This window comes from Caballeronia temeraria, assembly GCF_001544795.2.
Taxonomy (GTDB): Bacteria; Pseudomonadota; Gammaproteobacteria; order Burkholderiales; family Burkholderiaceae; genus Caballeronia; species Caballeronia temeraria.
Genome location: NZ_FCOI02000030.1, coordinates 21759 through 40187, shown reverse-complemented (window position 1 = coordinate 40187; position 18429 = coordinate 21759). Strand labels below are relative to the sequence as shown.

Below are 18429 nucleotides of genomic sequence, written 5' to 3'. Positions count from 1 at the left end.
ATCCCGTAGTTAATCCGCAATGCGTTTGAAACTCGCGTAGTGGTCGTCTGTGTAGTAGCAATCGCCGAGCTGCTTCTTCGGGCCGCCACACACAATCCGGCGCGCGCCGCGATCCCTCGCGCGAGGCGTGGGAACGGTGTATTCGTGGTAGTAGCCGCGTGGATGCCGCGGCAGCACACGTTCGCGATTGCCGAACACGACGCCGTCCTTCTCGAAAGGGAAAGGGCCGCCCGCCTCGATCAGCCGCAAGGTCGCGACCGCCTGCCTGGGCAACTGCGCAATGTGGACGGTGGCCAGACCGTCGCGCTCCTGCCCGCCGGCGGCGTCAGGCTGCCGTGCCTGCGGTTCCGCTGGCGGCGAGACCGGCGCCGGACTCGCCGAAGCAACCGTTTCCGGAACGCCGCTTTGAGTTTCATCCTTGCCGCACGCGCCCAACAGGACGCTCAAGGCGACGAAAAAGCAGAATGCGCGCGCGCGTATCACCAAACGGTTGTCCTCGCGTTACACCGAAATTCGACGACCATGAAAGATGTAAGGGTATCGCTAATGCCAAGGCGAAGCAACGTTCGGCGGAAAATCGGAAATTTTTTCTCAGTTTGATCGAGTGATGCAATTCCTGATGCGGTTTTCATCAGAAGAATTAGCCCGAATATGAGAGATTTTTATCTTTGCCGAGATAATAATTCGATGGTGGGATCTCGAAGCCTCTGGACGGGCAGCCTCACTCGTCGCCAGCTTCACGGCATCGCGCTCGCCGCGATCCCGCGTTTTGCGGTTGAAGCACACACCCTTTTGTTGCTTTCTCGCGAGCGTGCCGTGGACACACGGCACGCTTCTTTTTTTTCGCCCCCACAAAAGAAAAGCGGCGAGCAAGCCCGCCGCTTTCACCTCACATCGAAACCGGGATCAGCGCGCCGCCGTTGCGTCCGCCACCAGCAGCGCCGTCATGTTGACGATCCGGCGCACCGTTGCCGATGAAGTGAGCACATGAACCGGCTTGGCCGCGCCGAGCAAAATCGGCCCGATCGCGATGCCGCTGCCCGCCGCCGTCTTCAGCAGGTTGTACGAGATATTGGCCGCGTCGATGTTCGGCAGGATCAGCAGGTTCGCGTCGCCTTCGAGCGTCGATTCCGGCAGCACTTCCTTGCGCAGACGCGCATCGAGCGCGACGTCGCCGTGCATTTCGCCGTCCACGTCCAGATCCGGCGCGCGCTCCTTGAGGATCGCGAGCACGTCGCGCATCTTCTGCGCGGTCGGCGCGTTGCTCGTGCCGAAGTTCGAATGCGACAGCAGCGCGATCTTCGGCGCGATGCCGAAGCGCTTCACTTCTTCCGCCGCGAGCATCGTGATTTCGGCGAGCTGCTCGGGCGTCGGATCGACGTTCACGTGCGTATCGACCAGGAAAATCTGGCGGCCGGGCAACACGAGCGCGTTCATCGCCGCGTAGACCTTCGCACCTTCCTTTTTGCCGATCACCTGATCGATGAAGTGCAGGTGACGATGCGTCGTGCTCACCGTGCCGCAGATCATGCCGTCGGCTTCGCCCTTTTGCACGAGCATCGCGCCGATCAGCGTCGTGCGGCGGCGCATTTCGAGCTTCGCCATCTGCTGGCTGATGCCCTTTCGCGCCATCATCTTCGCGTACGACTGCCAGAAATCGCGATAACGCTCGTCGTGATCCGTATCGACGACGGTGAAATCGACGCCCGGCGCGAGACGCAGGCCGAACTTCTGGATGCGCTGCTGGATGACCGCCGGACGGCCGATGAGAATCGGCCTCGCGATCTTTTCATCGACGGCGATCTGCACCGCGCGCAGCACGCGCTCTTCCTCGCCCTCCGCGAACACGATGCGCTTCTTCTCCGGCTCGACGCTGCGCGCGAGCTGGAAGATCGGCTTCATTGTCGTGCCGCTGTGATAGACGAACTGCTGCAAATGCTGCTCGTAGGCTTCCATGTCCTCGATCGGACGCGTCGCCACGCCGCAATCCATCGCGGCCTTCGCGACAGCCGGCGCGATCTTCACGATCAGACGCGGATCGAAAGGCTTCGGAATCAGATATTCCGGGCCGAACGACAGATCCTGAATGCCATACGCCGTCGCGACGATATCGCTCTGCTCCTGACGCGCGAGTTCCGCGATCGCGTTCACGGCTGCGATTTCCATTTCCTTCGTGATGACGGTCGCGCCGACGTCGAGCGCGCCACGGAAGATGAACGGGAAGCAGAGAACGTTGTTGACCTGATTCGGATAGTCCGTGCGGCCAGTGGCGAGCACGGCGTCCGGACGCACTTCGAGCGCGAGTTCCGGCAGGATTTCCGGCGTCGGATTCGCGAGCGCGAGAATCAGCGGCTTCGCGGCCATCTGCTTGACCATGTCCTGCTTGAGCACGCCGCCCGCGGACAGGCCGAGGAACACATCCGCGCCTTCCATCACTTCGGCGAGCGTGCGCGCGCTGGTTTCACGAGCGAACAGTTCCTTGTCCGGGTCCATCAGTTCCGTGCGGCCCTTGTAGACCACGCCGGCCAGGTCCGTCACGAAAATGTTCTCGCGCTTCATGCCGAGATCGACGAGCAGGTTCAGACACGCCAGCGCCGCCGCGCCCGCGCCGGACGCCACGAGCTTCACTTCGCCGATGCTCTTGCCGACGACCTTCAAACCATTGGTGACCGCCGCCGCGACGACGATGGCCGTGCCGTGCTGGTCGTCGTGGAAGACGGGAATCTTCATGCGCTTGCGGCATTCGCGCTCGACGATGAAGCAGTCCGGCGCCTTGATGTCTTCCAGATTGATGCCGCCGAACGTGGGTTCGAGCGCGGCGATCACGTCGACGAGCTTGTGCGGATCACTTTCGTTCAGCTCGATATCGAACACGTCGATGCCGGCGAACTTCTTGAAGAGCACGGCCTTGCCTTCCATGACCGGCTTGGACGCGAGCGGCCCGATGTTGCCGAGGCCGAGCACGGCCGTGCCATTCGACACGACGCCCACGAGATTGCTGCGCGCGGTGAAGCGCGCGGCGTTCAGCGGATCTTCGACGATCGCTTCACACGCGAACGCGACGCCCGGCGAGTACGCCAGCGCGAGGTCGCGCTGGTTGATCATCTGCTTGGTGGGAGCAATCGCGATCTTTCCGGGAACGGGAAATTCGTGATAGTCGAGCGCAGCTTCGCGCAACTTGGTATTGGCGTCGGTCGTCATAAGGCGGGCTAGCAGTGCGGGAATTAGAATGGAAGTTCGAACGCATTGTAGCGCCATTCAGTCGCGGTTTCGGACGGCGCTCCATGCATTTCGGCTACAAGTGCCATGACCGGAAAACGTCTGATCGCTCCGTGCGACAAGCCTTCGCGAGCATCGGCCGAGTATTTCCGGGATAGAGCGCGGCTTTTTTGGGCGCTCCGTTTTCATCGTGCATCGCAACAATCAACCTCAATCGCCGACGATGCTCTCCGAGTTTTCTCTGATCGACCGTTTCTTTGCACGCCGCGCGACGGCGCCTTCGCCACGTCATGACGACGAGGCTGCTCGGCCGCTCGGCATCGGCGACGACTGCGCGCTCATCGCGCCGCCCATCGGCCATCAGCTCGCCATATCGACGGACATGCTGGTCGAAGGCCGTCATTTCTTTCCCGATGTCGATCCGTACGCGCTCGGCCACAAGGCGCTCGCGGTGAATCTTTCCGACATCGCCGCGATGGGCGCCGCGCCGCACGCGTTCACGCTCGCGCTCGCGTTGCCGCGCGCCGACGAAGCGTGGCTCCAGGCGTTCAGCGACGGTCTCTTCGCGCTTGCGGAGCGTCACGACTGCGCGCTCATCGGCGGCGATACGACGAGCGGTCCGCTCAACATCTGCATCACCGTGTTCGGCGACGTGCCGCAGGGTGCGGCATTGCGTCGCGATGCCGCGCGGCCCGGCGACGACATCTGGGTGTCGGGCACGTTGGGCGATGCCCGCGCGGGCCTCGGCGCGATTCGCGGCGAATGGCGCGCGCCGGAAGGTTGCGACTGGCGTCGCGCGCTGGAGCGCCCGGAGCCGCGCGTCGCGTTGGGCATCGCATTGCGCGGCGTGGCGCACGCGGCGCTCGATATTTCCGATGGCCTCGCGGGCGATCTCATGCACATCCTGAAGCGCTCGGGCGTGCGCGCCGCCGTCGATGCCGACGCCGTGCCGTGTTCGGACGCCGTGCGCGCGCTTCCCGAAGCCGCGCGCCGCCAGTGCACGCTCGCGGGCGGCGACGACTACGAGCTCTGCTTCACCGCGCCCGTCGAGGCGCGCGCCGCGCTCGCGACTATCGCGACGAACGTGAAAGTCCCGCTGACGCGCATCGGTACAATCGAGCCATCCGGTGCGCCGGGCATCGCCTGGCGCGATGCCTCGGGCGCCCCGCTCTCTCTGACGTTGCAAGGCTTCGATCATTTCCATGCAGACTGACCCCACGCTCGCGGGCGACTCGACCGCTCCGCGCAGCAAGCCGCGCAAGGCAAGCGCGCGCTTCATGCTCGACCATCCGCTTCATATTCTTTCGCTCGGCTTCGGCAGCGGGCTGTCGCCCCTCGCGCCGGGCACGGTTGGCACGCTGTTCGCGTGGGTGTCGTTCGTCGTGTTCAATCCGCATCTGACGGTCGCGGAATGGGGCGCGCTGATCGTCGCCGGTTTCATCGCCGGATGCTGGTTCACCGGCTTCACCGCGAAGAAGCTGGGCACCGACGATCCGTCGCCGGTCGTGTGGGACGAGATCATCGCGTTCTGGCTCGTGCTGCTGCTCGTCACGCCCGCGACCTTCACCGGGCAATTGTGGGCGTTTATCGTGTTCCGCTTCTTCGACATGGTGAAGCCGCCGCCCATCCGTTATTTCGATCGCCGTTTGAAAGGCGGTTTCGGCATCATGTTCGATGATCTCGTCGCGGCGTTCTTCTCGCTGCTCGTGATCGCGCTCTGGCGCATGACCGTCTGAGTCCGTCCAACTTTTCGAGAACATCGCCATGCCAACCGACACTGTCGTTCACCAACTTGCGATTCGCGTCGGCAACAAGCTGCGCGACGAAGGGCTGATGCTCACGACCGCCGAATCGTGCACGGGCGGCATGGTCGCGACCGCCATCACGGATATTTCGGGCAGCAGCGTGTGGTTCGAGCGCGGCTTCGTCACGTATTCGAATCTGGCGAAGATCGAGATGATCGGCGTGCCCGCGACGCTGATCGAGCAGCACGGCGCGGTCAGCGAACCGGTCGCGAAGGCGATGGCCGAAGGCGCGCTGCGCAACAGCCGCGCGCAGGTGTCGGTGTCGATCACGGGTGTCGCGGGGCCGGCGGGCGGCAGCGAGGCGAAGCCGGTGGGCACCGTGTGCTTCGGCTGGAGCAATCGTCTGCATACGCAGATCGAGACGCAGCATTTCAAGGGCGACCGCGAGCAGGTGAGAACGCAGGCCGCCGCGCACGCATTGCGCAAGCTGCTGGAGTTTCTGGATCAGCGCGAGCGGTGAGGCACGGCTGAATCGCATGAACAAACGCATCGAAAGTCCGGCGGATGCCGTCAGCTTCAGCAAGGACGAGGTGATCCGCTGGATGGGCGCCCGGACGATCGGCAAGGCGCTCGACTACGTTCACGTCGTGCGCGATATCGGCTGGACAGGAAAGATCCTGCGCGCGCGGGTGCCCGGTACGCAGCCGCTGCCGTACACGGTCGAGATTTCCTTCAGGGAAGATCGGCCGCGCGGCTATTGCTCGTGCCCCGTGGGGTACGAATGCAAGCACGTCGCGGCGACGCTGCTCGCCTATCTGGAGCGCGAAGAAGCCGCCGCCCGGACCGGCGTGAGCCTGGAAGTCGAACAGTGGCTCGCGAGCTTTCGAGCCAAAGTTCAGGCGACGCGGCAAGCGCAAGCGAAAGCGGCCCGGCCCGCGACGGGCGCAAGCTACCGGATTCTCTACGTGCTCGTGCCGTCCGTGCGCGAGACACTGTCTTTCGACATCACGATGTTGAAGGCGCGGCTCGGCGTCAACGGCGACATCCGCGCGACCGAAACGTGGTATCCGAACTTCGCCGCGTGGAACAATCCGCCGAAATTCGTCACCCGGGAAGACGACGCCATCGTTCGTGGGCTCAGAAACGAGCGCGGTCTCTCGGGCGACGGCCGCGCAGTGACCGGCAAGCGAGGCGCGATCGTCTGGCAGATGATGCTCGCGACGGGCCGCCTCTACTTCGAGCCGGACCTCCGCAATGCGCGACTCGCCGAGCCGCTGCGCGAGGGCGCCGCCCGTCGCGGGAACATCGAATGGATTCCGCATGGCGACGACATGATCTTCGCGTCGCTCGAAACCGAGCCGCAATCCAACGTCGTGCTGCCGACGGAGCCGGCGCTCTACGTCGACATCGTCACGAACGAAACGGGCGTCGTCGACGCGCCGATTCCCGACGAGCTTCTCGCCGACTATCTGTCGATGCCGGTGCTCACGCTGGACGAAGCAGACGCGGTCCGCGCGGCGCTCGCGGAATTCGCACCCGAACTGCCGATGCCGCCCGCCGAAGGCGACTCGGGAATGCGCATGATCGACGCGGCGCCCGTTCCCGTGCTCACGCTCGACACGCTGCCGCTCGACGCGCCGCGCAAGCTGAGCATGCCCGCGCTGGAGCTCGACATCGCGCGGCTCGATTTCGATTACGGCGGCGTCCCGATCGCGGCAAACAGTCCCGACGTGCTCGTGCGGCTCGCGGACGGCGCACTCGTCCGCATTGCGCGCCGGAGCGAGATGGAAAACGCGTGTTCGGCGCGGCTCGCCCAATGCGGATTGAAGTCGATTTCCGGCGCGCAGCTCGATCGCGACGACTCGCCGTACGCGGGCGGCTTCATCATGCCCGCGCGCGACGCGTGGTCGGCATTCGTCGCCGATCAGGTGCCGGCGCTGCGTGAAGCCGGCTGGCGCGTGGAGATCGTGCCCAATTCACGTTTCGACGTCGTCGAAGTCGAGGCGATCGACGCGACCGCGCGCGCGTCGGAGAACGGCTGGTTCGATCTCGAACTGGGCATCACGGTCGAAAGCGAGCGCGTGCGGCTCGAACTCTTGCTCGCCGAACTTTTCGCCCGCGATCGCCGCTGGCTGAACGGCGCGCTCGATGCCATCGACGATACGCATGCCGTCGAATTCCGCACGCAGGAAGGCAGGCGCTTCATGCTGCGCGCCGCGCGGATCAAACCGCTCGTGCGCGCGCTGATCGACCTGTTCGACCGCGTCGCCCCGAACGCCGACACGCCGCTGCGGCTCTCTGCACTCGAAGCCGGCCGTCTTGCCTCAGCCGATGAAACGCTGCGCTGGCAGTTCGACGGCGATGCGTCGGTCATCGAACTCGCGAAACGGCTGCGCAATGCCGCCGGACCGCGCAGGATCGACGCGCCGCGCGGCCTGCAAGCGCGCTTGCGCGACTATCAGCGCGAGGGCGTCGAATGGATGCAGTTCCTGCGCGAACACGATCTCGCCGGCGTACTCGCCGACGACATGGGACTCGGCAAGACCATTCAGACGCTCGCGCATATCCTCGTCGAGAAGGAAGCGGGCCGGCTCGCGCAGCCGGCGCTGATCGTCGTGCCGACCACGCTCGTCAACAACTGGACCGAGGAAACGCAACGTTTCGCGCCCGCGCTCAACGTGCTGGATCTGCACGGCCCGCTGCGCCACGAACGCTTCGCGGAGATTGCGCAGCACGATCTCGTCATCACGACCTATCCGCTCGTCTGGCGCGATCAGGAAGCTTTGTCGCAGCACGACTTTCACTTGCTGATACTCGACGAAGCGCAATATGTGAAGAACGCGGCGAGCAAGGCGGCGGGCGTCATTCGCACGTTGAGGGCGCGGCATCGGCTGTGTCTCACCGGCACGCCGCTCGAGAATCATCTGGGCGAACTCTGGTCGCAGTTCGATTTCCTGTTGCCCGGCTTTCTCGGCTCGCAAAAGGACTTCACCGCTCGCTGGCGCAAGCCGATCGAAAAGCAGAACGACACGACGCGCCGCGATCTGCTCGCGCGCCGGATTCGCCCGTTCATGCTGCGCCGGCGCAAGGACGAAGTCGCGACCGAATTGCCGCCGAAGACGATGATCGTGCGCAGCGTCGAGCTCGAAGACGCGCAGCGCGATCTCTACGAGACCGTGCGCGCCGCGATGCAGAAGAAGGTGCGCGACGCGATCGCGAAGCAAGGTTTCGCGCGCAGCCACATCCTGATGCTCGACGCGCTATTGAAGCTGCGGCAGGTCTGCTGCGATCCGTCGCTCGTCAAGCTGCCGCGCGCGGGGAAAGCGCCGGGATCGGCGAAGCTCGCGCTGTTGCTGGACATGCTGCCGGAACTCATCGAGGAAGGACGGCGCGTGCTCGTGTTCTCGCAGTTCACGGGCATGCTCGCGATCATCGCCGCCGCGCTCGACGAAGCCGGTCTCGCATACGTCACGCTGACGGGCGAGACCGCCGACCGCAAGACGCCGGTGCGGCGCTTTCAGGCGGGCGAGGCGCCGATCTTCCTGATCAGCCTGAAGGCGGGCGGCGTCGGACTGAATCTGACGGCGGCCGATACCGTCATTCACTACGATCCGTGGTGGAATCCGGCGGCCGAGAATCAGGCGACGGATCGGGCGCACCGCATCGGGCAGGACAAGCCTGTGTTCGTGTACAAGCTCGTCGCGGCCGGCAGCATCGAAGAAAGGATTCTGGAGATGCAGGAGCGCAAGGCGGCGCTCGCGGCGGGCATTCTGTCGGAAGATTCCCGCGCGGTGGAGAAGTTTTCCGCCGAGGACATCGACGCGTTGTTCGCGCCGCTGCCCGGCGGCTGACCTGAGCGTTACCGGTACTGATTGATCGTATCGCGCGTCTTCTTCGCCGCTTCCGCCGCCGCTTGCGCGTAATCATCGCCCCTGCCGGCGTAGATGATCGCACGCGACGAATTGATCAGCATGCCCGTGCCGTTCGCGGTGCGGCCCGCGCGCACGGTCGCTTCGACATCGCCGCCCTGCGCGCCGATGCCCGGAATCAAGAGCGGCATATCGCCGACGATCCCTCGCACCGTTTCGATTTCCTTCGGAAACGTCGCGCCGACGACCAATCCGAGCTGGCCGCTCGCGTTCCATTTGCCGGCCGCGAGCTGCGCGACGACCTGATACAGCGGCTTGCCGTCGGTGGTGAGGAATTGCAGATCGGAGCCGCCCGCGTTCGACGTGCGGCACAGCACGATCACGCCGCGGCCTTCATGCGCGAGATACGGCTCGATCGAATCGAAACCCATGTACGGATTGACCGTGACGGCATCCGCGTTGTAGCGCTCGAACGCTTCCTTCGCGTACTGCTCCGCCGTGCTGCCGATATCCCCGCGCTTCGCATCGAGAATCACCGGAATGCCGGCGTGTTGCTCGTGGATATGCGCGATCAGCGCTTCGAGCTGATCCTCCGCGCGATGCGCCGCGAAGTACGCGATCTGCGGCTTGAACGACGACGCATACGGCGCGGTCGCATCGACGATGGTCTTGCAGAACTCGAAGATCGCATCGGCGCGGCCCTTGAGCTCGCCGGGAAATTTGGCGGGCTCGGGGTCGAGGCCGACGCACAAAAGCGATTGAGTCCGCGACCACGCGGCGTTGAGCGATTCGATAAAGGACATGGCGGGAAAGTCTTGGAAACGTCGATGCCACGCATTTTAACGTGCGTGGCGCCGCTTCCCCGCACGGATCAACGCGACGCGTCCCGAGCGCGCGCCTTCGCCCCTGCCCGCGTGCGCGGCCGGCCACGCCGCGTCGCCTCGCCGGTGCGCTCGACCGTAAAGCGGAATTCGCGCGACAGCCGCTCGCCCGGTTCGAGCACGGTCATGCCGTTCGCTTCGCCGCCGCCGGGCAGATTCACCGCGTTGATCGGATGATCGACCGGCTCGAAGCAGAAAAAGCTCTCGCCAGGCGGCGCGTACAGCACGTAGTAGTCGGTATCGGCGGCGATCGTCAGCGAAAGCCGGCGCTTCGGCCACAGCACGCTCGTGCGGCCGCTCCATCCGGTGAACGCGTTGTTGACCATTTCCGATGGCATCGGATACGCGACGCCGAATTGCCACGCAGGCGGCGCCGGCACGTGCCGCACGGGAAGCCAGTCGTCGCCGCACAGCCACACGCCGCCCGCCGCCGCCGACAACTCCGTGTCCGGCTCGCGCATCAAAAATGGATGCAGGCCGAGGCCGAACGGCAGCGCTTCGTCGCCGGTATTTTCGACATCGAGCGTGACGACGAGCGTCGCCTCTTCGAGCGCGTAAGTCTGCGCGGCGCGAAAGGCATACGGCTTGCCGTCGCTGCGATCGAGCGTCAGACGCACGCGCGTGGACGCTTCTTCCGCGACTTCCCACGCGCCGAGCCAGCCGTCGCCATGCAGCGGCAGCGGCTCGCCCGCGCGATTGCACGGCACGTCGATGGAACGTCCGGAAAACTGAAAGTGCCCATTGCCGATGCGATTCGAATACGGCAGGAGCGGATAGCACGCGAGCTGGTTCGGATCGGTGTCCGGACCCGGCGCGACGCACGGCCGGAAGATCGGCACGAGCGTGCCTTCGTGCCGCCAGTCGAAGCGCGTGATGCCGCCGCCGAGCGACGGCGCGAGTTCGAGCCTCAAATGCGGATTGGCGAGCGTGATGCAGCCTTCGACGTTCTGCCCGCCCATCGCGACGACGGCGGTGCTCGGTCCGGGACGGATCGGTGGTTCGGTGGCGGCGGCCAGCCGCGAACGGCGGGCGTTCGCCTGGGCGTTGGACGTCGATGCAGGATTCGGTCTTTGCTCTGTGCGTGCGACAGCCATGACTCGTGCTCCATCGAGAGGCGAAAAACCCGGCATCGCCGGGGCATGTCGGGCGACGCGTCGATTGCGCGCCGCCTCACTCCTTTTTCGTTACGCCTTGCCCGCAAATACGGCTTCCGCGACGCCGCGCGCGCCGGGCGTCGCGACGAACACGCCGCCTGCGTGCGCATCGCTTTGCAGCGCGTCATCGGTAAGACCGATGCGCGCGCTCGTCACATACAGCGTCGCGAAGTCGGCGCCGCCGAACGCGGCGCAACTCGGCTGCGCGCTCGGCACGTCGATGCGCGCCGTCTCGCGGCCATCGGGCGCGTAACGCACGACGCGCGCGCCGCCCCACTGCGCGTTCCACAGTCCGCCATCGGCATCGACGATCGAGCCGTCGGGCACGCCGCTCGCATCGCTCAGTTCGACGAACACGCGGTCGTTGTCGAAGCTCGGATAGTCGCACACGCGGATCTCGCGCGTGGGCGAATCGCAGTAGTACATGGTCGCGCCGTCCGGCGAAAAGCCGATGCTGTTCGAGATCGCGCACTGTCCGAGCGGCAGTTTTTCGAGCGACAGATCGCCGTTCAGCCGATAAAACGCGCCGATCGGCTGCGCATCGTCGACATCGTGTTTCGTGCCGAAGACGAAGCGCCCTTCGCGGTCGCAGCGGCCGTCGTTCAGGCGCGTCGGCAGATCGGCTTCGACTTCCATGATGGTTTCGATCTTGCCCGTCGCGATTTCGTAGAACGCGAGCCGCGACGCGAGACCGAGCAGCAGAAAACGCGCGTCGGCGCATGGCGAAAAGCAGGCGAGCCGTTCGGGCATCGCGAACGATTCGCTTGCGCCGTCGCGCGGATCGTAGCGCCACAGTTTTTGGCCTTCGATATCGGTCCACCAGAAGCGGCCGCTCGCGGCGCACCACGTCGCGCCTTCGCCGAGCGAGCACTGGCTGTCGATCAAGAGTTGCGCGCGAATCGGATTCATCAGGCCCATCCTCCGTCGACGATCATGTCCTGCGCCGTGATCATGCTGCTGTCATCCGATGCGAGAAAGAGCGCCGCGCGCGCGAGATGCGCGGGGAGCAATTCCCCATCTATGCACTGGCCTTGCTTGATGGCTTCCTTGCCGGCCTCGTCGAGCCAGAGACGCTTTTGCTTCTCGGTCATGACCCAGCCGGGCACGAGCGTATTCACGCGAATGCCGAACTTGCCAAGATCGCGCGCGAGGCCGCGCGTCATGCCCTGCACCGCCGATTTCGACGTCGTATAGACGGGAAAGTTGCCTTGCTTGAGCATCCAGCTGATGGAGCCGAGATTGATGATGGAGCCGCCGCCGAGGCGTTTCATGTCATCGATGACGGCCTGTGCCGCGAAGAACTGGTGACGGATGTTGACGGCGATGCCTGCATCGTAGGATTCGGGCGTGACGTCTTCGATTGCGTGGCGTTTGTCGTTCGCGGCGTTGTTCACCAGCACGCCGATGGGGCCGAACGCGGCTCTTACATCGGCTATGCCTTTTCGCAATGCGTCGATGTCGGTGAGGTCGACGTTGAGGAACATCGGGCGAGTCTGGCCTTGCTGCAGCGCAGCGCCGAGGCGATCGGCGAGGGCTTCACCGGCATCCGTGTCGATGTCGAAGAAGGCAACTTTCGCGTTCTGGTCGAAGAAATGTTCGACGAAGCCTTCGCCGATGCCGGTGGCGCCGCCGGTGATCAGGACGGTTTTGCCTTCCAGGCTTGGGTATCTTGCTAAGGTCTTTTTCTCTGTCGTTGGCATTGTGTCTTTTGTCTCGCGTCGTTCGTGAATCCTGATTTCGCGTCGGTCTATTTGCGCTGCCCCTATGCGGGGCGGCAGTCACTTTCTTTGCTGCTGCAAAGAAAGTAACCAAAGAAAGCAGCTTTTCAGGCCCGCGGTCACACGTAGTTTGAGTAGTTCTCTCGTCCTCGGCGGCCCTCGCCTAAAGAGTGCCCTCGAAGGACTAACCGGGCTTGGCTCGCGCACGGTCTGACAAGCCAGTCGTTTCAAGGCGCTGGACCAGCACGAAAGAGTTCCGGCACAGCGCTGCGCGCTGCCGCAGGGTCTGTTAAGGAAACCAACTTGCGGCAGACGCAGTGAGATGGAAGTGTTAGCAAAGAGGTACGTGCGTCCCCGATTGACCGGTCGGCCGCGAAGCGGGCTGGAGCTATTTGGTGCTGAACCAGTGTGTTGTGCGGCGCGATGTGGCAGACCGTGCACGAGCCAAGCCCAATGGGGTGTTTGAGGGCACTCTTTAGGCGAGTGCCGCCTGGGACGAGAGCACTACCCAACGTGCGTGTGACCGCGGGCGTATCGAGCTGCTTTCTTTGGTTACTTTCTTTGCAGCAGCAAAGAAAGTGACTGCCGCCCCGCACAGGGGCAGTGCTAATAGACCGCAAAGAACTCAGGATTCCACGAAAAAAGAAAAGTCGAATCAATCCCGCGCCCCACGATTCTTCAACTGATCGAGCAAAACAGCAGCAAGCAAAATCGCCCCTCTCACGAGGTACTGATAAAACGCATCGATATTCAAAAGATTCATGACGTTCTCGACGGTGCCCATGATCAGCACCCCGATCACGACGCCGGAAATCGTCGCGCGCCCGCCGAGCAACGACACGCCGCCCAGCACACACGCAGAAATCACGTTCAACTCGAAGCCCTGAGCCGCATTCGGCTGCCCCGACGTAATCCGCGAAGCCAGAATGACGCCTGCCAGCGCGGTAACCGCACCCTGAATCAAAAAGATCCACACACGCGTGCGCTCGACATTAATACCCGCGAGCCGCGAAGCCTCGGGATTTCCGCCGATCGCCAATGTATTACGTCCATACACCGTCTGATTGAGCAATACGCCAAACACGATGAAACACGCAAGCGTCACCCAGATCGGCAGGGAAATCCCGACCATCGACAGACTGCCGAGCGCAATAAACGTATCCGACGACACGCCCACCGCCTGCCCATGCGACACGATGAACCCGAGCCCGCGCACGATCTCCATCGTCGCCAGCGTCGTGATCAGCGCATTGATGCGCAGATAGGCGATCACCGCGCCGTTCACGAATCCGATCACCGCCCCCGCAGCCACAGCCGCGACGATCGCGATGGCCGTGTTGTCCGTTGCATTAAGAACCATCGCGCATAAAACGCCGGCGAACGCGATCGTCGAACCGACCGACAAGTCGAAGTCACGCGACGCGAGGCAGAACATCATCGTGCACGCGACCATGCCGATCTGCGAGATCGACAGCGCGAGACCGAGCATGTTCTCGATCGAAAAGAAGTGATCGACGGTCAGCGACATCGTCAGGAACATAACGATGAAAATCACGATCAGGCTGTACTCCGTGATCTGCTGCCACCACTTCTGCTTGTCGTTCTTTTGCGGGATCAGCGCGTTCGCGACGGTTTCCGTCGCCTGCCCCACGATGTTTTCTCTTGCTTCCATGATTCGCTCCTCTTGTCTCTATGCCGCCTGCGCGACGGTTTCCGCCTGCGGCAGCGCAAGGCTCAACACCGATTGTTCGCTCGCCTTCTCACGCGCCAGTTCGCCCGCAATGCGCCCCTGCCGCATCACGACGATCCGGTCGGACACGCCCAGCACTTCCGGCAACTCCGACGAAATCATCACGATCGCGCAGCCGCGCTCGGCAAGCTGATAAATCACGTTATAGATCTCGTGCTTCGCGCCGACGTCGATGCCGCGCGTCGGTTCATCCAGGATCACGACCTTCAGATCCGGCTCCGCGAGCCAGCGCGACAGAATCGCCTTCTGCTGATTGCCGCCCGACAGAAAACGGATGCGCTGCTTGCGGCTCGGCGTCTTGATCTTCAGCAACTGGATGAAGCGCTCGGCCGTCTGCGCCTCCTTCTTGCGATCCAGAAACAGCCCGCCGCGCAAATAGTGACGCCGGCACGAGATGTTGATGTTCTCGGCGACGGTCGCCATCGCGACGATGCCCTCTTCCTTGCGGTCCTCCGGACACAGCACGATGCCGTGGCGAATCGCTTCACCGGTGCTGCGGACCTTGATCTCCTTGCCGTCGAGCCACAACGCGCCGTCCTTCTTCTTGTCCGCGCCGTAGACGAGATGCATCAGCTCGCTGCGTCCCGCGCCGACGAGCCCGAAGAATCCGACGATCTCGCCGCGCTTCACCTCGAAGCTCACGGGCGCGCTCAAGGCGTCGCCCTGCACGTTCTTCACGGAGAAACGCACGTCGCCCAACGGGCGCGCGCGATAGTTGTAGATGTCGCTGATCTCGCGGCCGACCATTTCCTGCACGAGCGTCTCGCGCGGCACGTCCGCGAGCGACAGATGCGACGCGATCTTGCGGCCGTCGCGGAAAATCGTGCATGCGTCGCACAACTCGTAAATCTCGTCCATGCGATGCGAGATGTAGATCAGCGCGCGCTTGTCCGCCTTCAGATCGCGCACGAGCTTGAAGAGCACTTCCGTCTCGCGATGTGAAAGCGATGAAGTCGGCTCGTCCAGCGCGATCACGCGCGCGTTGCGCAGCAGCGCCTTGCAGATTTCGACCATCTGCCGCTGCGCGATCGAGAGCTTGCGCAGCTTCGCATTCGGATCGAGATCGACGCCCATCGCCGCGAGCCGCTCGCGCACGTGCGCCTTGGCCGCGCGCTTGTCGACCCAGCCGAGCCGGTTCGGCAGCGCGCCGAGCAGCAGATTCTCGGACACCGTCAGATCCGGCACGTACTGCAATTCCTGATGAATCACCGCGATGCCCGCGCCGATCGAAGCGGCCGCGCTCGCGAAATGCACTTCGTTTCCGTCGATGAGCACGCGCCCCGAATCGGGCTGATACTCGCCGCCGAGAATCTTGAGCAAGGTCGATTTACCCGCGCCGTTCTCGCCCATCAGGCCGTGAACTTCGCCGGCGTTGACGTCGAACGACACGCCGTCGAGCGCGCGCACGCCTGGAAACACCTTGCCGATATTGTCAAAACGCAGCGTCGCTGACACATCGCCTCCTATTCTTCAGCGGACCGCACGCGCGGCCCGCTTTCCACACGAAAGACTCAGTTCGATGCCAGTCCCATCTGCTGACGCACCGACGCCACGTTTTCACGCGTCGCCAGCATGCCGGTCGTGAGCGTGAGCGGCGGCGGCGCCTTGCCGTCCTTGATCCACGCGTACATCAGTTCGGACGTCTCTTCGCCGTGGCGCTTCGGGCTGATGATGACGGTGCCGTAGAAGCCCGTCGGGTTCGGTTTCTTGAACTCGTTCAGCGCCGAATCCGATCCGCCGATGCCGATGCCGATCATGTTGTCCGCCTTGAAGCCACGGCCTTCCGCTGCGCGCACCGCGCCGAGCACGCCTTCGTCGTTGAGCGCGTAGGCGACCCAGTGCTTGTATTGCGGATTCTTCGTGAGCGCGATGTTCGCTGCGTTGAACGCGTTCTCAGTGTCGGTCTTGGCTTGCGGCGCCGCGACGATGTTCGCCTTCGGGAAACCGGCGGCGACGAGCGCATCGGTCGCGCCGCTCGTGCGGTCATGCGCGGTCGGCAACTGCTCGTAAGTGACGTCGATCGCGCCGACATCCTTCATGTCCCAGCCGCGCTTCTTGATTTCGGCGGCGATGCCGTCGCCCACCTGCTTGCCGATGTTGTACGCCGAAATGCCCATGTGCGGCACGGATTCGATCGGTTTGCCGGAACCGTCGACGAGGCGGTCATCGACCGTCATCATGTTGAGCTTGTCCGCCTTCGCCTTCGCGACGATGCCCGGCCCGAGCTTCACGTCCGGCGTGCAGATGATGAAGCCCTGCGCCTTTTGCGCGGCGAGGTTGTCGATCGCGCTCATGACCTTTTCACCCGACGGCGCGCCGATCTTCACGAGCGTGAAGCCCTTCTCCTTGGCCGCGATTTCGGCGAACTTCCACTCGTCCTGGAACCACGGCTCTTCGGGCTGCTTCACGAGAAAGCCGATCTTGACTTCGTCGGCGGCCTGCGCGACCGGCGCCGCGATCATGGACGCGCTCGTGGCCGTGGCGGCGGCAATCAGCGTGAGGAACAGTCTGCGTTTCATTTTTTGTCTCCTGACTTTTTCCGATGTCGAACAATGCCCGCGTGCGGGCGCTACGAAGTGTGTGTGGCCGTGTCTTCTTTTGGGGTGATGCCGCACCGCGGCCAGTGCGTCATTCTTGTCGTCTCAGTCGTGGTACAGCGCGGATCGCCCGCCATCCACCGTGATGCAGCTCGCGTTGATGAACGGCGCTTCGTCCGATGCGAGGAACACCGCCGTCATCGCGACTTCGCGCGGCTCGCCGATGCGCTTCATCGGCTGAAGATCGAGCGTCGCCTGACGCGCGGCCTTCGGATCGGCTTGCGAATTCCACCAGTCGAGCGTCAGTTGCGTTTCGATGTAACCCGGCGCGATTGCATTCACGCGCACGTTCTTCGGCGCGTATTCGATGCCGAGCGCGCGCGTGAGGCCGATCACGCCGTGCTTCGCCACCGGATACGGAAAGCAGCCCGGAATGATCTTGAACGCGTGCGTCGACGCGATATTCACGATGCTGCCGCGCCCGCGCTCGACCATGCCGGGCAGCACCGCGCGGCAGCCGTTCCACACGCCGTCGAGATCGACGGCGAAGCAGCGGCGCCAGTCGTCGTCGGTCATCGTGAGCGGATCGCAGAACACGTTGATGCCCGCGTTGTTCACGAGCACGTCGAGCGCGCCGAGTTCGGTTTCGGTCCGCGCAACGGCGTCCTTCACCGATGCGCTTTGCGTCACATCGGTTCGCACCGCGATCACGTCCGCGCCGGTTTCCTGTCCGATGCGCTCAGCCGTCGCCGATGCCGTGCCGAGGTCCAGCTCCGCCAGCGCGACGCGAGCGCCTTCGCGCGCGAACGCCAGCGCGATCGCCGCACCGATGCCGCGTCCCGCGCCCGTGACCATCGCGACCTTGCCGGCGAGGCGGTTCATTTCGCTTCGCCTCGCGCGAGCGCCAGTCCGTCGATGAACGCCTTCGCGTGCCGCGCGGTCACGTCCGCGTTCTGGCCCGGCTTGTACAGCGCCGATCCGAGACCGAAGCCGTTCGCGCCCGCGCTCAGAAACGGCCCCATGTTGTCCGGCGCGATGCCGCCGACCGGCACGAGCGGCACTTCTTTCGCGATCACCGCGCGCCAGGCCTTCGTAATCGTCGGGCCGAGCTGCTCGGCGGGAAACATCTTCAGCACGTCCGCGCCGTTCTTCAGCGCGAGAAACGCTTCGTTCGGCGTCGCGACGCCCGGCGCGCAGGCGAGACCTTGCGCTTTCGCGGCGCGCACGACATCGGCGTCGCTGTGCGGCATCACGATGAGTTCGCCGCCCGCGGCCTTCACGCTGTCGACGTAACTCGGATGCAGCACCGTTCCCGCGCCGACGATCACATCGGCGGGCAGCGCCTGACGGATCGCCGCGATGCTGTCGAACGGCTGCGGCGAATTCAGCGGCACTTCGACGATGCGAAAGCCCGCTTCGTACAGCGCGCGGCCATGATCGGCGGCTTCGGCGGGCGTGACGCCGCGCAGAATCGCGATCAGCGGGCACGCGGCGAACGCCTTCGCGAGACCGGCGTGCATGCCGTAGGGCGCGGGCAGATTGATGGGAGGCTGCAT

The 18429-nt window shown here is 64.2% G+C and carries 15 protein-coding genes; 4 read left to right on the top strand and 11 right to left on the bottom strand.

Translation table 11 applies throughout. The features are described 5' to 3' along the window. Positions 1 to 9 precede the first annotated feature (9 nt). Both AWB76_RS30450 and AWB76_RS30445 read right to left on the bottom strand, forming a co-directional pair. Positions 10 to 483, bottom strand: a complete 474-nt coding sequence (locus tag AWB76_RS30450) for a guanyl-specific ribonuclease (protein WP_061163866.1) — start codon at positions 481 to 483, stop codon at positions 10 to 12. A 423-nt stretch (positions 484 to 906) separates the two neighbouring features. Beyond that, entirely contained in the window at positions 907 to 3201 is a 2295-nt protein-coding gene (locus AWB76_RS30445) for an NADP-dependent malic enzyme (protein ID WP_061163819.1), read from the bottom strand. Positions 3202 to 3442: 241 nt separating this feature from the next. Here AWB76_RS30445 and thiL point away from each other — a divergent pair, with 241 nt between their 5' ends. From thiL to AWB76_RS30425, 4 genes are read left to right on the top strand one after another with little or no spacing between them, the layout of a single operon-like run. Beyond that, positions 3443 to 4432 carry a thiamine-phosphate kinase gene (thiL, locus tag AWB76_RS30440; RefSeq protein ID WP_061163865.1) on the top strand — a complete coding sequence of 330 codons (990 nt, stop codon included), beginning with the start codon at positions 3443 to 3445 and terminating at the stop codon, positions 4430 to 4432. After that, the gene (locus AWB76_RS30435; protein ID WP_208606630.1) at positions 4422 to 4955 is read left to right on the top strand and encodes a phosphatidylglycerophosphatase A family protein; all 534 of its coding nucleotides are present in this window, start codon (positions 4422 to 4424) and stop codon (positions 4953 to 4955) included. The genes thiL and AWB76_RS30435 overlap by 11 nt, the downstream gene beginning before the upstream one ends. Positions 4956 to 4983: 28 nt before the next feature. Further along, complete coding sequence (gene pncC, locus AWB76_RS30430; RefSeq protein ID WP_061163818.1) at positions 4984 to 5484, top strand: nicotinamide-nucleotide amidase; 501 nt, start codon at positions 4984 to 4986, stop codon at positions 5482 to 5484. 16 nt (positions 5485 to 5500) lie between these two features. Continuing rightward, positions 5501 to 8815 (top strand): DEAD/DEAH box helicase, encoded by a 3315-nt coding sequence (locus AWB76_RS30425; protein WP_061163817.1) that lies wholly within the window; start codon positions 5501 to 5503, stop codon positions 8813 to 8815. Between the two features lie 8 nt (positions 8816 to 8823). Here the strand turns inward: AWB76_RS30425 and pyrF are convergent, their stop codons facing one another. From pyrF to AWB76_RS30380, 9 genes are all read right to left on the bottom strand, one after another. After that, positions 8824 to 9636 carry an orotidine-5'-phosphate decarboxylase gene (gene pyrF / locus AWB76_RS30420; RefSeq protein WP_061163816.1) on the bottom strand — a complete coding sequence of 271 codons (813 nt, stop codon included), beginning with the start codon at positions 9634 to 9636 and terminating at the stop codon, positions 8824 to 8826. Between the two features lie 68 nt (positions 9637 to 9704). Continuing rightward, positions 9705 to 10808 carry an aldose 1-epimerase gene (locus AWB76_RS30415; protein ID WP_061163815.1) on the bottom strand — a complete coding sequence of 368 codons (1104 nt, stop codon included), beginning with the start codon at positions 10806 to 10808 and terminating at the stop codon, positions 9705 to 9707. Between the two features lie 90 nt (positions 10809 to 10898). Beyond that, positions 10899 to 11786, bottom strand: a complete 888-nt coding sequence (locus AWB76_RS30410; protein ID WP_061163814.1) for an SMP-30/gluconolactonase/LRE family protein — start codon at positions 11784 to 11786, stop codon at positions 10899 to 10901. Then, on the bottom strand, positions 11777 to 12568 hold the full coding sequence (locus AWB76_RS30405) for an SDR family NAD(P)-dependent oxidoreductase (protein ID WP_061163813.1): 792 nt from the start codon (positions 12566 to 12568) through the stop codon (positions 11777 to 11779). The genes AWB76_RS30410 and AWB76_RS30405 overlap by 10 nt, the downstream gene beginning before the upstream one ends. 673 nt (positions 12569 to 13241) lie before the next feature. Further along, positions 13242 to 14258 (bottom strand): L-arabinose ABC transporter permease AraH, encoded by a 1017-nt coding sequence (araH, locus tag AWB76_RS30400; RefSeq protein ID WP_061163812.1) that lies wholly within the window; start codon positions 14256 to 14258, stop codon positions 13242 to 13244. Positions 14259 to 14276: 18 nt separating this feature from the next. After that, entirely contained in the window at positions 14277 to 15791 is a 1515-nt protein-coding gene (araG, locus tag AWB76_RS30395; protein WP_061163811.1) for an L-arabinose ABC transporter ATP-binding protein AraG, read from the bottom strand. 56 nt (positions 15792 to 15847) lie between these two features. After that, a complete protein-coding gene (locus AWB76_RS30390; RefSeq protein WP_061163810.1) occupies positions 15848 to 16855 on the bottom strand; it encodes an arabinose ABC transporter substrate-binding protein in 1008 nt (335 codons plus the stop codon). Positions 16856 to 16978: 123 nt separating this feature from the next. After that, complete coding sequence (locus tag AWB76_RS30385) at positions 16979 to 17755, bottom strand: SDR family oxidoreductase (RefSeq protein WP_061163809.1); 777 nt, start codon at positions 17753 to 17755, stop codon at positions 16979 to 16981. Continuing rightward, positions 17752 to 18429 (bottom strand): 2-dehydro-3-deoxy-6-phosphogalactonate aldolase, encoded by a 678-nt coding sequence (locus AWB76_RS30380; RefSeq protein WP_061163808.1) that lies wholly within the window; start codon positions 18427 to 18429, stop codon positions 17752 to 17754. Before AWB76_RS30380 ends, AWB76_RS30385 begins: the two co-directional genes overlap by 4 nt.

What these genes read in the sequence shown, in the direction of transcription:
- pyrF (WP_061163816.1), bottom strand. Translation starts at nt 9,636, where the DNA reads ATGTCCTTTATCGAATCGCTCAACGCCGCGTGGTCGCGGACTCAATCG.
- AWB76_RS30405 (WP_061163813.1), bottom strand. Translation starts at nt 12,568, where the DNA reads ATGCCAACGACAGAGAAAAAGACCTTAGCAAGATACCCAAGCCTGGAA.
- AWB76_RS30435 (WP_208606630.1), top strand. Translation starts at nt 4,422, where the DNA reads ATGCAGACTGACCCCACGCTCGCGGGCGACTCGACCGCTCCGCGCAGC.
- AWB76_RS30445 (WP_061163819.1), bottom strand. Translation starts at nt 3,201, where the DNA reads ATGACGACCGACGCCAATACCAAGTTGCGCGAAGCTGCGCTCGACTAT.
- AWB76_RS30410 (WP_061163814.1), bottom strand. Translation starts at nt 11,786, where the DNA reads ATGGGCCTGATGAATCCGATTCGCGCGCAACTCTTGATCGACAGCCAG.
- AWB76_RS30425 (WP_061163817.1), top strand. Translation starts at nt 5,501, where the DNA reads ATGAACAAACGCATCGAAAGTCCGGCGGATGCCGTCAGCTTCAGCAAG.
- AWB76_RS30390 (WP_061163810.1), bottom strand. Translation starts at nt 16,855, where the DNA reads ATGAAACGCAGACTGTTCCTCACGCTGATTGCCGCCGCCACGGCCACG.
- thiL (WP_061163865.1), top strand. Translation starts at nt 3,443, where the DNA reads ATGCTCTCCGAGTTTTCTCTGATCGACCGTTTCTTTGCACGCCGCGCG.
- araH (WP_061163812.1), bottom strand. Translation starts at nt 14,258, where the DNA reads ATGGAAGCAAGAGAAAACATCGTGGGGCAGGCGACGGAAACCGTCGCG.
- pncC (WP_061163818.1), top strand. Translation starts at nt 4,984, where the DNA reads ATGCCAACCGACACTGTCGTTCACCAACTTGCGATTCGCGTCGGCAAC.
- AWB76_RS30385 (WP_061163809.1), bottom strand. Translation starts at nt 17,755, where the DNA reads ATGAACCGCCTCGCCGGCAAGGTCGCGATGGTCACGGGCGCGGGACGC.
- AWB76_RS30415 (WP_061163815.1), bottom strand. Translation starts at nt 10,808, where the DNA reads ATGGCTGTCGCACGCACAGAGCAAAGACCGAATCCTGCATCGACGTCC.
- AWB76_RS30380 (WP_061163808.1), bottom strand. Translation starts at nt 18,429, where the DNA reads ATGCAGCCTCCCATCAATCTGCCCGCGCCCTACGGCATGCACGCCGGT.